A 15444-nucleotide genomic window follows, 5' to 3' on the forward strand; every position below is an offset into this window, starting at 1 on the left:
TTACGTGAAGGTTATAATTTCCATTGACCCGATCCGCTTTCCTTTAACGGGCATTGGTCGTTATACCTATGAGTTGATTCGTCATCTTAAGAAAAATGATGCGATTGCTGACTTAGCCTATTTTTCTGGCAGAAGAGTGGTTAATGAGCTGCCTATGGCCAATCAAACGTCTGCTGGTGTTGAAGGGGTCGATTTTTCTACGTTGAAGCGCTGGGTGCAGCGCAATCCTGTAGCATCTGAGGCTTATCGCCAGTTCCTACCTTTTATTCAGCGTCATGCATTAAAAAACTACGCTGATTACTTGTATCATGGTCCTAACTTTTATTTGCCAGCAACGCCTGGCTTAAAAGTGGCGACCTTTCATGATCTTTCTCCCTTCACTTGGGCGCACTGTCATCCACCCGAACGGGTGCGCTTTATGCAGAAAGAGATTGGCAGAACACTGAAAACTGCAGATGCTTTGATTACTGACTCTGAATATACCCGTAAGGAGTTAGCCGAGTATTTTTCTTGGCCGCTCGAGCGTATTCATACCGTTCCTTTGGCGAGCTCTCCTGAGTTTTTTCCGCGCGCTGCCCATGAAGTTCAGCCTGTGTTAGCTGAGTACGGTTTAGAACCCGGTGAATATTCGCTTTATGTGGGCACTATAGAGCCGCGCAAAAACTTGATAACACTGCTGGATGCCTATTCACGCTTGCCGGTTAATTTGAGGCAACGTTGGCCTTTAATTTTGGCGGGGTATAAAGGTTGGCAGAGTGATGCTATCCATGCGCGGATTCATCAAGCCGAGCGGGAAGGCTGGGCAAAGTACCTAGGTTTTACACCTGCAGAACACTTGCCTTTGCTGTACTCTGGCGCGCGCTTATTTGTTTTCCCATCTCACTATGAGGGCTTTGGATTGCCAGTGCTTGAAGCCATGAGTTCGGGGGTTCCTGTTGTGTGCTCTAACAGCTCTTCTTTGCCAGAAGTAGTCGGTGATGTTGCCTTAATGACTGCTCCAGATGATGTGGCAGGGTTCACTGATTTACTTCGCCGTGGTTTAGAGGATGATAACTGGCGCAGTCAAGCGAGCGCACAGGGTATTGACCGTGCTGCTTTATTTTCTTGGGCTGGTTGTGCTCAAGCAACCACAGATGTGTATCGTTCGGTATTGCAGCACTTATGAAAATTCTACATTTTTACAAAACCTATCAACCGGAGAGTTTCGGTGGCATTCCACAGGTCATTTTCCAGTTGGCGGAAGGTTGTAGCAAGCAGGGTGTTGAGTCGGATGTGCTTTATTTAAGTAAACGAGGGGCGGCACGTAATGAGCCCTTGGGGCAGCACATGACGCATCGTTCCAAGTTAGATATTGAGATCGCCTCTACTGGTTTTTCTTTCTCTGTTATTCGAGATTTTACCGAGCTGGCCAAGCAAGCGGATATTATTCATTATCATTTTCCTTGGCCATTTATGGATATAGTGCATTTTTTATCACGCACTAAAAAACCAACGGTTATTAGCTATCATTCAGACATTGTGAAACAAAAACACCTGTTAAAACTGTATCAGCCACTGTTGCATAAATTTCTGTCTACTGCAGACGCTATTGTTGCAGCATCACCAAACTACGTCTCTTCAAGCGAAGTATTACAACAGCATAAAGACCGTGTTCAGGTTATTCCATACGGTCTTGCGCAGGAAACCTATCTCGCGCCCACTACAGAAAGGCTGGCTTATTGGCGAGAGCGCTGCGGTGAAAAATTTTTCCTTTTTGTTGGTGCCTTACGTTATTACAAAGGACTGTCTTGGTTGCTTAAAGCTGCCGCTATTAGCAAGTTACCCCTAATCATTGCCGGTGATGGCGGTATAGAAGTGCAGTTAAAAGAAGAAGCAGACGCATTAGGCATAAAGCACGTGCAGTTCGTCGGCCGTATTGATGATGAAGATAAAGCGGCATTACTTACTCTTTGTTATTCTTTAGTATTTCCATCTCACTTGCGTTCTGAGGCGTTTGGAATTTCGCTATTGGAAGGCGCAATGTATGGCAAGCCGCTAATTTCATGCGAGATCAGCACCGGAACAACTTATGTAAACCTAGCGGATAAAACAGGTTTAGTGGTCCCCCCTGAGGACTCCTCTGCTCTGTCTATTGCTATGGTAAAGCTGTGGAATGATGAGGATATGGCCAGTGAAATGGGTGCCAATGCTCGTTTACGCTATAAAGAGTTGTTCAGCTCGGAGCAGATGGTATCAGCTTACATCGATCTGTATCATAGTTTGCTTTAAATGCCGGCATGCGTTAGTTACAAGGTAGTGCAACATGCCTGTTGAGTTTTATGGCAAGTCCTATTTTATTTATTGCGGCGGCGCTTAAGAAGCTTTAGCGATTGTTCCATTTGTGAGTATGCTCCCATGCTACGAGTGTTAGATATCTTCTTTGCTCTACTTGGCCTGATCGTTGGAGCGCCTGTGTTAGCGCTGTTATTTATTCTTGGGATGTTCGATACCGGCTCACCATTATTTTTTCAGCAGCGCATGGGGCGCAATCAAAGGGCTTTCACCCTGGTTAAATTCCGTACCATGAAGGTTGGCACACAATCAGTCGCGACTCACCTAGCCCCAGCAGCATCTATAACTCGGCTAGGGAGTTTTCTGCGTAAAACTAAACTGGATGAGCTTCCGCAACTTTGGAATGTGCTCAAGGGGGATATGAGTTTAGTGGGTCCTCGCCCCAATCTGTTTAACCAATATGAGTTGATTGAACAACGCCAGTTACGGGATGTTTACCAAGGCCGACCTGGCATTACTGGCTTGGCCCAGGTACGCGGCATTGACATGTCACAACCAGAAAAACTGGCGATTACAGACGCCAACATGTTAGCCAGTATGAATGTGCTTAAGTATTTCAAATACATTCTACTGACCCTAACCGGTAAAGGCAGCGGCGATCGAGTTAGTTGATAACGCAGTACAAATATTGCTAGAGCCTAAGAGTAGAGTAGCTTTAAAATAAAACCACGGTAGTTACTCTGCAGTGCTACATACATACTTGGACTGTGCGGCTATTTGTCCTGATCAAAAAAACTCACCGCCCAAGTATTCATTGAGAACCTCATCGATGGAGCGTGTTTGCTTTTGTTCTTGTTGATTACGATTGTTTAAGTCCAGTTCGCTGGGCGAACTGGACTGAGCTGTATCATCTGGTCTACTACTGCTATCACTATATGAGTCCGCCTGAGTGGTTGTCTCGACGGATGGTTGCGTCTCTTCACTTGCTGACGTATCAACACTGACAGCCGCATCATTGATGGCTAATTCTCGATCTTCTTCTGGGCCAATCCCAATCATTATCGCCAACATATGGAACACGTACTTCAGCAACGTTGATGAATACTGGTTCATACTTTTCTTGTGGCTTGCAAGAATATTTTTCTCATCCGCGTGGCGTAGTGTTAGGTACGCTTGGATCGTTTTACCGGTTTTTACAGGTTGCTCAACTGGATTGTTTATTCTTCTAATTCGCCATTCTTCTAGGTCTGCCAGTGTTGACTGAGGTGTGACCAGTAACCGGAGATACCAGCGACTGTAAGGAATGACGCTGTGTAGCGTCTTTATAAAACGCTTAAGGTCTTTTGGGTCAGTAAATCGAATGCCTGCTCTGGATTGGCTCGTGTTGTAAATCCAGTATTGCATACACCACAGCATTTCATCGCGGTCATCAATGTATAATTGTCTCAGCTGATTAATCGTTTTATCAACCTCATTGGTTGTCGCTTTATCTTGCACTCTAGCTGGAAGTAGAGGTATACCTAGCACTGTTGCTTTTAAGTTTTTAGGAAACAATCGGCGATTGCCGCGGCTTGTTTTTAAACTTTGTAGCCACTTAGCTGCTTCAAACCAGTTGGTAATTTGTCTTTCTGCTAGGGCATAACGAATAGCGGTGACAGCAATCGAGTCGCCGTCCTCAATATCTTTTAAAGCACTGTAGCAATCGGTGACAGTGGCCTTGTGTCTTTTGCTAGCCTCAATACTTTTTTCAGCAACTGTATGTTCAAGCTCAGTGGCTGCATTGATTACATCGGTAGCGGATGTCAGCCTAGCAATAATCTCAGGTCTTAACTCAGAGAGTTTAAGTGACTGCTCTGATTGTGAAATATGTTTATTAATAAACTCTGTGGACAGACCACTAAAATATCGTGCCTCACTGATATTCAGCTCAGGGTTGTATTGTTTTAGGCGCTCCCAAAGCAGTAGACTGGTTTCATGGATGTAGTGCAGAAAAGTTGTTTCTGGCGTTAAGTGGCCTGCAAGTCCTGCAATAGCACTATAAATATCGCGCTGACTATTCGGGTTTGCACAATAAAGCTCAGCCCGAATCAGTTCTGCATGCTCTAGGCTATACCCAGTCAGTTGTGAGGTAAGGCTATCGCTGCCATGCATGACAACCATTAAATTGGTTAGCGCGCTGTGCCTGAGATGATGAAAGGTTAAATCGCTGAGCCCGTATAAGGTGAGCAGGTACTTAACTAGATTGCTCACCATTGATCCGCTATGAGGAGTAGTGACTGCGTGCGGATCTGAAAAAGCAAGGGTGTTAGTTATATGCTCATTTTGACTGCGACGACGTCCGATATAATTTTGAAACTGCTTAAATTCTCCCTCCTGTAAAAGCAGATAGGTGGGTATTTTGCGTCGAGCAGAATCTGTTTTGTTATTGCCATACCGATTGTTTACCACATAAATCCAAGCCTCAGCTGACTCTTCAATATCGGATAGCCGGATTTTAAGCAGTTCTCCGCGACGCATGCCCGTGCGGTATGCCAAGATCAGTAAAACTTTCAGACCTTCTACTGTGTCTTGTTCTAGGCCAGTCAAAGCATCCATACTTTTTAGCATAGATTGGTAAAAGGCTTCTGGTATATAACCCGCTCGAACTTGAGTTTGTTTTTCAGCAACACTTGTTGTTGAGAAGAAGCTGTTTAGTGGGGGTAGGCCGTAGTGCTCACTAGCGAATTGGTGCATGTCTTGAAGGCGTCCTTGCAAATAGTTGCGAGACTGAGCATCGTCTTTACTTGCTAGAATTTGCCCATAGATATGCTCTAGCTCGCTTTCATCTAGCTCATCAAGTTCTTGCCCGCCTAGTAATTGCTCATTTGTATGGTAAAACCACAAGCTCGATACTTCGATGTGGTAACGGTACACCGATGACAGTTTTAGCGGCCCGATACGGTTGATGAGCCAATGAATAAGAATTTGAGCATTCAAAGATGTGCATTCAGCCAATAAGTCATTGAGCTCATCAATAGCCTGCTCTAGCGAACGCTTCAACCCGTTGTCCTTTGAGCGTAACGCCCGCCTTGTTGCTACGAGAAGAGGGTCGATAATTGCATCTGATACCCTGTGTGGAGCCTGCTCTTTTTTTACTTCTCTGGCTCTCCTCGAATTAAATAAGCTGCTAGCAATAGTTTGAAAGTCAAACGCAGTGGTGTGCTGTTCAGGTTGAACCTGCAGCAACCAGTCCCGCTGCTGTTCTGGCAGTAGTGAGGTGCTTGCGACACGACCAGAAGCGCACTCTAAAAGGGCTTGTGGTATATCCACGTCCTGCAGCATTTCAGTAACAGATTGTGCGCCACTACAAAATGCACGAAGACTATTAATGCTTGTTGTGTGCTTGCCATCAAGCAGTCTTGTTTTAATCAGTGACCACACATCATTCTGTTCTAGTGGCTTATTATGAGCCGCTTGTTGTTCACGTTTGTTTTTATGGTTTTGCAGCGACAATATTAGGCCGAGAGTACGGTTGTCAGGGTAAAAACGATACAGTGTCTGCCAGCCTACGCTGCTGTCCTGCTGGATCTTATAATTTAGGGGGTCTCGGCCACCGCTCCAGACTAAATCGAGCCAAATTATTTCGCCGATTCTTTGCAGAGGCTTGCTGTTGGTTTGCAGCAGGTTAGCCAAGCTTGTAAGAGCTCGAGGGTTGCCTATGCCACCATAATAGGCTGCGGATATCAGCACATCTGCCAATCGACTCTGGTAAGGACTCGGTACTCTAGGACTACGCTCAATTATTCCTAACCAAGATCGATGTAACTTTGCTGCCTCAATCCCGTTTTTGAAGAACTGGTGATTGCGACTGCTTCGTGATCTCGGCACGCTTACAATCGTGGAGGGTATGTCTAAAGCCCAGTAACCTTCATCATTGCCGCGAGCCACTGTTCTTGCAAGGTATTCATAAGCAAGCTTTAGGCGTTGTAGATCATTGTATTGTTCTCGAAGAAAAGCCCTGAAGAGGCGAACTTGGACTAGAAATACGGTGTTATCTGCGTGTTGTCCTTCCAGCAGTACAGGTAGATGCTCTGGTATCCAAAGCTCCATTTGCCTGCGTACTTGCCCTGAGTATCTTTTATGTGCGGTCTTGCTGTCTGTGGCACGTTGTCTTGAACCATACAGTTCTGCTTTATCATTCATAGGCTATGACCACCCCAACCATGCACAGGCTGCACATCCAAATCTTTCATTATTTGATCAATTATATCTGCAATTTTATTTAAGCTCTGCATGCTGAGGCCACTGTACTGGCTGTAGCCTTCTTGTCCTATTTTGGCGTGCCCCATCCAAGAGTCGATGAGCTCTCCGGAGATCTTATTTTTGGCCAGCATAGTTCGTAAAAAATGACGATGCCAGTTTGTAGGGATATCAAACAAAGCACCTAAGTACGCTTTAACTTCCTTAGGTCCAAGTGATTGTATTTGATAGCTACCAAGCTGATTTTCCTGCAGTAAAAACAACAAACGACTGTTTCCTGACAACGTCATTTCCACTGCATCCGCTAATTGGGGGTCTATGCTGTGCAGTAGTAATTGAATGTTTTTTAAGTGTTCTAGATACAACTGAATTTGCTGTATTGCTGCTTCAGGCAACACAAGCACTCGAGCTGAGGATGCAGTTTGACGAGATTCTTTATCTGAAATGTAAATCTTTTTATTTAAAAGATCGATATGACTTAGATCGTCAAAAGCGTCGCGCACAGGCCTGTGACCAGTAGCCAGATTTAACAAATGCAGAATGTAAAAGGTGTACGCATTGTGAAATTCAGCGATACCTTTGTTGGCGTGGACTTTAGCAGTCAAGTGAGCAAACAATGCGGACACAGCTTGATGTTTAACAATAAGCTGAGAGCCGCCACCATCACGATTTATAAGAGGTGTTTTAATGTCATCAGGGATTGCGTTAGAGAAAAACTCTTTTGTAAATAGCTCGTATGCGCTGAGTATTTCTGTGTGGTCGAACTGATGGTAATAGGTACCCGCTTCTTGAATCTCTGGATTTCCCGTTACCAGTGCATTAACAACATCATCCACGCCCTGATGGTGCAGATAATTGCTTAAAAAATCACCTATGCGGTTGCTTGTCAATTTAGTTTTGTAATCACGGTTCACGTCATTAATAAAATCAGCGATGGCCTGCCGTAGCGACTCTGTATTGTCTGGAAGGTATCTAGCCCAGTCCATCGCCGGAGAGAATGGCAGCGGTAAAATCACTGGGTTTTTTTGCTGGTCAACCAATAAGCCTAGGTTACCTGCTAGCTCATGCCTCGGTAGATCAGGTTTGTACATCCAAAAAGCCTTACCGTTTTCCTGAAATGCGATAGCATCCCCCGGCTCGCTTAACTCGTTTGAGTGCTCAACCTGCTGCGCTCGTAAAATCTGTTCCATGCGCCGCCCAGTTGTAAACATTAAATGCAAAACGAGCATCACTTCCGGCTGGCTAGGCGGGTATACCTGCACGGCTTTTTTCAAACTATTGATGTCATGCCGCGTCAAGTGGCTCGTCATCGTAACAAGCCGCTTTTCATTTCGTTCAATATGGCCGGCTACTGTTTTAGCGCGTATTGCGCTCAGCATAAAAGAGCGTTTTAAGCTGGCGGGGGCTGTTTCATCTGGTGCGAGGGTAATGTATGACCGCTCAGGAGCATTGTCAGATGCAAATTCCACATTATTTAATGTGCTATCTGTTTTATCAGGATATTCCTGTACTAGGGTATGTTCAGCTTGATCATCATCTACTCTGGCGCTTTTACTAACACTACTAAACTGCCCTCGTTTGACTGGAGACAGGGGAATATCAGGCTGCTTTACTTCCTGTTTAGGCGTTTGTTTTTCGCTGCTGCTACGTTGCTCCCGCGAGCGTACGTTCTTTTGCTCCTCTTCTTGCACATCCGCTAGTATTCGCCGAATTGGCAGCAGGCGTTGCCGTATATATGTCTCGTACGCGACTGGTGGAGCATCTAAAAACGCTGAAAGTTGAACTATAATCAGACCTGACCATTGTAGTGGGTCTGGAAGATTTCTCTCAATAAGCTCAATTTCCTGGGGATTCTTATTTTCCTGCTTATCCTGCAACAGCAGCCTAAAAGAACTCATTGCACGCAGACTGCGAGCAGTTTCACCAAACAGGCGTTTATGTTCTAACGAGGTAAATAATATAAGTGACTGCCAGTTAGCAAGAGCGTTGCTTTGAATGGGAGGTAAACATAAAAAAGCTTCTGTCTGCGCCAGGGTAATTTGCTTGCTATCTCTCAGATCTTGGGATATTTGGTCAAGTTTTTCATGGTCTGTAACGGCAGGAGTGGTTCGTTCATCAATGAGCGAATAATGCCTATAAATCCTGTTTTGCAGAAACTCATCATCGCTGGCATTTAGAATTCTGATCACAAGTTGAGCAGCACGTAACTCTAATGCATCCCGTACTTCTTTCGGGTGTTCTAAAGTGAAGAAGCTGCTGATCATTGCTTATCCTCTTGCTTATCTGAGCTGCTCAATAAAAGCTCGAGTGGGCTGACCGTCGACTCATCAGAGGCATGCCGCTCCTTAACGCCTCGAGCATAGCCTCGCCCTACATTACAAAGCCGTTGTAAAGCTGCAACGGTTGTGCGGGGTTTGGGAGTGGAAAATATTCTTCTCCAGAGGGGCTTATTTTTATTCAGTAAATCGTAAAAACACTCATGTCTTGAGCTAAGATTTCCCCGAATATAAATCGCTTTACTGAGCTGACTTTGTAGTGCCCACAGCTCAATTTGATCCGGAACTTTTTTATGTATTACAACTTGGGCAGTTGCAATATTTCTACGCCTCAACTCACTGAGCAACTCCCACCCAGCAAAAAACAACAACTGATTAGTGTCGGTTTTAACTGCATGAGCAGGCATACTTTTCTGCATGATTAAAAGCATCTCATCGCTAAAAAACGCGAAGTTTTCCTGCTTATAATCCGCTAGAGACCTGGTCAGAATTTGACCAATGCCTGGATGGGGAGCTAGATTTTTAATTGCTACAGAAGCGTACGTGCCAGCCATTGAATTTACCTCATAAAACCCTACTGGCAGTATGTTAGTAAATTAGGCGGTAGTCAAAAGTGGCTCATATCTGAGCCAGTCTATTGTGACCAAATTTAGTATTGACTTGCTCGATTGGCCTTATATTGCATAGATGTACGTTATGCGTGCTCGCCATTAAGCGGTTGTAAGTTGCTGATATATAAGGGGATATAGGTTAAGGTAGAATGAAGTGGTTTAATATAATTAGGCGGTACCACCTTCGGAGGGCAGTACTCTATCCAGCTGAGCTACGGGTGCGTAGCAGCGCGGCAATGATACCTAGATTAAAGTTCTGCGTCCATGCGCCTGAGATAATTCTGGCGCATTTCGTTATTAGAAAAAAGCTTGGATGCCTGTTTGCGCGCGACCTAGTATTAACGCATGGATATCATGCGTGCCTTCGTAGGTATTCACCACTTCAAGATTAACCAAATGGCGTGCTATGCCGTATTCATCACTAATGCCATTGCCACCCAGCATGTCGCGGGCTAAACGTGCTATTTCAAGGGCTTTGCCGCAGCTATTGCGTTTCATGATGGATGTTATTTCCACGCTGGCACTGCCTTCATCTTTCATACGCCCTAAACGCAAGCAGCTTTGTAGCGCTAAGGTAATTTCTGTTTGCATATCAGCCAATTTTTTTTGAATTAGCTGGTTAGCAGCTAAAGGACGACCATATTGCTTGCGATCTAAGCAGTATTGCCGTGCAGTATGCCAACAGGCCTCAGCCGCACCTAAAGCGCCCCAACTAATGCCGTAGCGAGCAGAATCTAAACACGTAAAAGGTCCTTTTAAACCACGTATTTCAGGAAAAGCATTTTCTTCTGGAACAAATACATCCTGCATTAAAATTTGCCCAGTGATAGACGCACGCAAGCCAACTTTACCTTGAATACTTGGCGCACTTAGCCCTTTGAAGTTTTTTTCTAAAATAAAACCACGGATTTTCTGTTCTTCATCTTTAGCCCATACAACAAAAACGTCAGCAATTGGGCTATTGGTAATCCAGGTTTTACTCCCTGAAAGGCTGTAGCCACCTTGTACTTTTTTTGCGCTTGTGAGCATTGAACCAGGATCTGATCCATGATCTGGTTCTGTTAAGCCAAAACAACCAATATATTCACCACTAGCTAGTTTTGGCAGGTATTTCTGCTTCGCTGGTTCACTGGCAAAACGGTAAATAGGCAAAATAACCAGCGAGGCTTGGACGCTCATCATAGAGCGAAAGCCTGAATCTACACGTTCAATTTCTCGTGCGACTAGACCATAGCTAACATAGTTTAAAGCGCTACCACCATAGCTTTCTGGAATCAAAGCGCCTAATAGGCCAGCCTCACCCATAGCGCGGAAAATAGCCGGATCGGTCTGCTCATGACGAAAAGCTTGCAAGATCCGAGGCGCGAGTTCTGTTTGTGCAAAACGTGCTGCACTGTCCTGCACCATGCATTCTTGTTCAGTAAGCTGTTGGCGCAGCAACAGCGGGTCGTCCCATTGAAAGCTAGTATTTTTTGTCATTGTCATTGCTCATTTTAAATAACTCAAAACTGCTATAGCCTTACCTTAACGTCAAGTTAATTACGACTATTGAGCTACCTTATTGCGCCAAATTCATGAAAGTTCTAAAAACCTGCATTAGTTGTCCATGGCTTAGGCGATGGCCATTGATGGCTAAGTTTCCATTATTGACTGTTATTTCTATCTGAAATTTACCTTGTTCTGGCGACTGAATTAGCCCTGCCTTGATCATACTTTGCATACTGTTGGCATAGGCCGTTAAGTCCATCTCCACGGCTAACGCCTGGCTGATATCCTGCACTGTAGTAAGCGACCAATCTAAGCTAAGTTGCAGTTTATTTGGTGTTTGTTGTTGCAATCTATGTTGAGCAAGCAAGGGCAGTTCAGCTAACAACATATGGCCTTGTAATTGACTGTAAATTTGCTGCGCACGATTGGTTAGACGTAGTTTTACAATATCTACTGTTGGATTGTGCTGAATGAGCTGCCGCCAAAGTTGATCGATATTGATGTTATTGAGTACCCAACTTGGCTCAAGAAGCAAAACAGGTAAAGCATCTAACCGCGCCTTTAACTCAAAAGTGCCAATGCCATTTTCACCAGCTGCAATATCACTCACTAGCAGATCCAAATCTAAGCCAAAGATTTGATTTTGATGAGGTTTTAACATGAAAGAAGCCGAAAAGTGATCAAATCGCCAACCTGCAAAGGTTACTTCATCTGCCTGTATAAATATTAACTGTTGCTGATTATGAAGTGGCTTATAGCTTATTTGTAAGTTCTGTAATCTAAGAAGATGCTGTTGAGCTGATAATTCTAAGTAAGGAATATCTATATTCAACTCTTGCAAAGTTTGGCTTGCAGCCCATTTTATTTTTAATCGACTACTGGCTAAGGCAAGCTTATTATTGTGCTCAATTTGTGCTGTACGAGCTTTTATTTGTCGCGAAAAATCTAAATTTAACCAAGTTAACTGTGCAAATAGGGTTTCAGGAGCATGCTCTAATGCTGTCTCCCGTACATGCTGAGTCTCTGTGGTTAAATCTTGCGGGTTCACACCAATTTGTGAAATGCGCGCTAGCCGAGGTGTAAAATTTCCTGTGCTGAGATCGCTCCATGGAAAAGGCCCGTGCTCTATCTTTGCCTGTATTACTTGGTTAGGAGCCAGCTTAGACTGCCAGCTATTCATTTGAAAATAAGCTGTAGAGGTAAAGATACCGGCTTCAAATCCCAATAGCTCTGCTTCTAATACATTGGCAGGTAGGTTTTGATAAAACTCATGGGTTTTATAACCAAAATACCAACTACAGCCAGTGTATAAGATGGCAAACGTACTTAAAAAGTAAAGCAGTTTACGCATAATCTTTGTGCCCTAAACAAGCTCAGCCTTAAGTAGAACTGAGCTTGAGTGAAATCACTCCTCTGTATAATGTTCCATATCAAGATTCGCTTCGTCTTGTTTAGAATAATCAATTACTAAGCTTTGCTGTAAGCTTGCCTTTTGCATTAGTAAAATAAACGCATCTACAGGAATATCCTGCTCTTGGCTGGATAATACGCCTTCTTTAAATTTCCAGTGAATAGATAAAACATCCTCTTTGTTACTGGCTAGATTTTGACTAACCAAATGCTCTACCCAGAAATCATAATACCGCATTTTTTCTTTAACACTCGCATTATCAGCTACCACTGCTTCTAGTAATTCTTGCACTTGTTCACGCACTAATATTAAGTCAAGTTGCACTGGAGGAAAGTTATTTTTAATTACATCTGGCCCTCCTACCTTCCAGAGCATAAGGGTTTTAGGCGTAAACTCAGTTATCGAAAGTACTAAACTAGATGAACCTTTACTATTAGTCCAAGTTAAAGGGTCAATAATAAAACTTACTTCACTATTTAAAATTTTATCTAAATCTACTACATATTGCGAAGATGGGCTTCTAAATACATTTTGCTGCATTGAGTAAAACTGATAATAAAGATTTGGCATCTGATAGTTAATTAGCAGACTTCCTGAATTATAATTTTTTATTTTAATATTATCTATTTTTAAGCTATGTTTCAAATCAACTAGGGTGCCATTTTTATCTGCTTCAAATGAAAGTAGTGGTTTAGATAACACAGCATCACCAACAATAATTTCATCTCCAGTAATACTGTATTTAAGACTCGCTTTCGATTCTTCATCATTAATAAGATTAAAGTCAGTCATAGCTATACTAACACGAGGATTAATTAATCTAAATTTTAATTCCCCAAATTTTTTAAAAACTATCTCTTTGGCGCTAGCATTTAAATTTAGTTTACCATTATCTATATTAGAATTAAGCCTAATATTATTAGTTTCTAATTGTTCTTCTTCTCCAGAGAACATAGAAAACTGTGATATTGCAGTTTCATCCTTCCCCTTACTAAACCCAAAGTTAAATTCGTATTTATATTCAGCACCAGAAAGATATAATTTTTTATCTTCTGAGCTAAACTCAGAAACAGCCATAGAACCTTTAACTGCCTTAGAAAATGAAAGCGCTGCGCTGTAACTAATAGCCGTAGGGTTATTTTTACTTTTAAGATAAGAGAACCAATGTTGCGTGTCTTCTGTTTCTAATAACTTTCCCTGTATATTCGCCAGCTGTAATAAAAAGCCATCGCCATGCCAAATGAGCGGGCCGTGCTCAATTTTATCTTGGAAGCGTAAAGACAAGGATTCATCTGTAAGCGGCAACAGATGCATAGTCATATCTATAGTTACTGTTGAGCTAAAAATACCACGCTTATACTCAACTATCTTAAATCCCTCTAATCCATAGGCCCCTAGTTCTTCAGCAATTTTAGTATTGCCCTTTTCCAGCATAGCTTCATACCATTGCTGCGTTTGATAACCTGAATACCAAGCAGCACCTGTATAGGCCACTGCACTGGCTATGACTAAATAAGCGAGTGTTTTAATTTTCATACAAATCCCTATGTCCTAGTAATTATGAGCTTTTGAAGAATGACAGTGCTAATTTATACCTGTATTCGTTTTATGCTAGTCAGTTAGCTTTTTGTCTACTGAGTCTGTCAGGCTACGTATTTTTTCGCCCACAGTTTCGATAAATGCGAGGTACTCTTTTAGTGCCATTGTTTGCTCATTAAAGTAAACAGTACCCGATTTTAGTTCCCACTGTGTAGAAATTGAGTTCTCATGTTTAACAACTAGTTTTTCTTGGCTTAATAAATCTACTAATTGGTCATATTTAGCCATAAATTGGTCAATATATTCTGGCGATTTATCTTTTTCTAACAGTTGTGTTAGCTCTTGGATTTGCGCTCTTGATAAATCGAACTCAACTCGCAAATAGGGAACAGTGTCTTCAATAGCTGTACTGTAATCACTCAATGCGGCTACATTTAAATTTTTTAAATTTGTTTCTAAAATTATTGTCGATTTACCTTTTTCATTTTTCCAAATTAAAGGATCAATCGCAACGGATGGATTATAATTAAGTAGTTGCAATGCACTTAAATATGAAGATTGCTGATTACCTTTTTGCTCACCTAGTTTTTTTGCTAGTTGGTACTGAATATTTTTAGTCTTAAGTGTTAAGTCAACTAAACCCGAGCTGTAATCATTAAATAATAAGTTATCTGCTTTTATGCGTAAAATAGAGTCTACAAAGTCATTATTTCGCTTAATATTAACTTCCAATAATGGATCAGTAATATAAGAATCATCTAATCGTGCATTTTTAGAATTGAAATTAAAGGAAAATTCACCATTAGCCAAATCTAAATCAGTCTCCTTTAACTTAATATCTATATTGTCTAGCTCTAAATTTAATTTTTTGCTGCTAAAACTAAATTTACCTACAGTGAACCCTAAATTTTTTTCTATCTTATTTTTAGCAAAGTTAAAGGTTAAATTTTTAATAATAACCTGGCTATAATCATTGCGCTTATCAGTAATATTTTCTACTGCGCCACTACCAAATAACTCAGTAAAGTCAGCATTAGCAGTAACTGTTAGTGTCCCTCCCGAAAACTGCTCCGTATCAACGGCTAAGTTTGACTCGGCAATAGTCACCTTGGTTTCACTTTGTTTATTAAAGCTAAGTGTACGACTGTAAGTAATAGGGTTGTTGTCTTTGGTTCTGGTAAATAGTTTTTGGACTTCCTTATCCGTTGTTTTAAGTAGCTCACCTTGGCTACTGGATAATACTAAAGATATGCCATCATCATTCCACATAATAGGGCCATGTTGAATGCGCTCTTGAAAGCGAAAACTACTTGCTCCGTTTAAATTTGATTCTTGCTTAATTTCAAGAGTAGCTGTAGCACTAAAAATACCTGCTTGATACTCAACAATCTCTACGCCTGTGAAATCTTTAGCCTTTGCTTGGTCGAAATGTTTGTTAATTATTGCAACTGATTGCTCGTACCATACTTTGGTTTGTTGCCCTGAGTACCAGCTTGTACCTGTATATGCTAGTGCAACTGTCGCTACGAGCAAAAAGAGTTTTTTAATTTTCATAGCATTCCCTGTTCTTTATATGTGTAAAAAAGCCACGTTATATAACGTGGCTTTT

General features: G+C 42.2%; 10 protein-coding genes. 3 read left to right on the forward strand and 7 right to left on the reverse strand.

From position 1 onward, the window contains the following. The first annotated feature begins 4 nt into the window (after nt 1-4). The 3 genes from VQ643_RS06295 to VQ643_RS06305 all read left to right on the forward strand — a co-directional run bounded on the left by VQ643_RS06295 (nt 5) and on the right by VQ643_RS06305 (nt 2943). On the forward strand, nt 5-1165 hold the full coding sequence (locus VQ643_RS06295) for a glycosyltransferase family 4 protein (RefSeq protein WP_414198510.1): 1161 nt from the start codon (nt 5-7) through the stop codon (nt 1163-1165). Beyond that, nucleotides 1162-2268, forward strand: a complete 1107-nt coding sequence (locus tag VQ643_RS06300) for a glycosyltransferase family 4 protein (protein ID WP_414198511.1) — start codon at nt 1162-1164, stop codon at nt 2266-2268. The genes VQ643_RS06295 and VQ643_RS06300 overlap by 4 nt, the downstream gene beginning before the upstream one ends. A gap of 126 nt (nt 2269-2394) precedes the next feature. Next, complete coding sequence (locus VQ643_RS06305; protein ID WP_414198513.1) at nt 2395-2943, forward strand: sugar transferase; 549 nt, start codon at nt 2395-2397, stop codon at nt 2941-2943. Nucleotides 2944-3057: 114 nt separating this feature from the next. On the opposite strand, the gene VQ643_RS06310 is transcribed toward VQ643_RS06305, so the two are convergent. The 7 genes from VQ643_RS06310 to VQ643_RS06340 all read right to left on the reverse strand — a co-directional run bounded on the left by VQ643_RS06310 (nt 3058) and on the right by VQ643_RS06340 (nt 15389). Next, on the reverse strand, nt 3058-6453 hold the full coding sequence (locus VQ643_RS06310; protein ID WP_414198515.1) for a tyrosine-type recombinase/integrase: 3396 nt from the start codon (nt 6451-6453) through the stop codon (nt 3058-3060). Continuing rightward, entirely contained in the window at nt 6450-8774 is a 2325-nt protein-coding gene (locus VQ643_RS06315) for a hypothetical protein (protein ID WP_414198517.1), read from the reverse strand. Before VQ643_RS06315 ends, VQ643_RS06310 begins: the two co-directional genes overlap by 4 nt. Next, nucleotides 8771-9340, reverse strand: coding sequence for a hypothetical protein (locus tag VQ643_RS06320; RefSeq protein ID WP_414198519.1), 570 nt, complete (start codon nt 9338-9340; stop codon nt 8771-8773). Before VQ643_RS06320 ends, VQ643_RS06315 begins: the two co-directional genes overlap by 4 nt. 354 nt (nt 9341-9694) lie before the next feature. Next, complete coding sequence (locus VQ643_RS06325) at nt 9695-10876, reverse strand: acyl-CoA dehydrogenase (RefSeq protein ID WP_414198521.1); 1182 nt, start codon at nt 10874-10876, stop codon at nt 9695-9697. Nucleotides 10877-10955: 79 nt separating this feature from the next. Then, a complete protein-coding gene (locus VQ643_RS06330; protein WP_414198523.1) occupies nt 10956-12236 on the reverse strand; it encodes a DUF945 family protein in 1281 nt (426 codons plus the stop codon). 54 nt (nt 12237-12290) lie between these two features. Continuing rightward, on the reverse strand, nt 12291-13832 hold the full coding sequence (locus VQ643_RS06335; RefSeq protein ID WP_414198526.1) for a DUF945 family protein: 1542 nt from the start codon (nt 13830-13832) through the stop codon (nt 12291-12293). Between the two features lie 75 nt (nt 13833-13907). After that, complete coding sequence (locus VQ643_RS06340) at nt 13908-15389, reverse strand: YdgA family protein (RefSeq protein WP_414198527.1); 1482 nt, start codon at nt 15387-15389, stop codon at nt 13908-13910. Between the last annotated feature and the right edge of the window lie 55 nt (nt 15390-15444).

The sequence above is a fragment of the Pseudomonas sp. F1_0610 genome (assembly GCF_047470865.1).
Taxonomy (GTDB): Bacteria; Pseudomonadota; Gammaproteobacteria; order Pseudomonadales; family Pseudomonadaceae; genus JAZDRH01.

Bases quoted from the DNA above. Each gene is read 5' to 3' on its own strand.
- VQ643_RS06300 (WP_414198511.1), top strand. From the start codon at position 1,162: ATGAAAATTCTACATTTTTACAAAACCTATCAACCGGAGAGTTTCGGT.
- VQ643_RS06305 (WP_414198513.1), top strand. From the start codon at position 2,395: ATGCTACGAGTGTTAGATATCTTCTTTGCTCTACTTGGCCTGATCGTT.
- VQ643_RS06310 (WP_414198515.1), bottom strand. From the start codon at position 6,453: ATGAATGATAAAGCAGAACTGTATGGTTCAAGACAACGTGCCACAGAC.
- VQ643_RS06315 (WP_414198517.1), bottom strand. From the start codon at position 8,774: ATGATCAGCAGCTTCTTCACTTTAGAACACCCGAAAGAAGTACGGGAT.
- VQ643_RS06320 (WP_414198519.1), bottom strand. From the start codon at position 9,340: ATGGCTGGCACGTACGCTTCTGTAGCAATTAAAAATCTAGCTCCCCAT.
- VQ643_RS06325 (WP_414198521.1), bottom strand. From the start codon at position 10,876: ATGACAAAAAATACTAGCTTTCAATGGGACGACCCGCTGTTGCTGCGC.
- VQ643_RS06330 (WP_414198523.1), bottom strand. From the start codon at position 12,236: ATGCGTAAACTGCTTTACTTTTTAAGTACGTTTGCCATCTTATACACT.
- VQ643_RS06335 (WP_414198526.1), bottom strand. From the start codon at position 13,832: ATGAAAATTAAAACACTCGCTTATTTAGTCATAGCCAGTGCAGTGGCC.
- VQ643_RS06340 (WP_414198527.1), bottom strand. From the start codon at position 15,389: ATGAAAATTAAAAAACTCTTTTTGCTCGTAGCGACAGTTGCACTAGCA.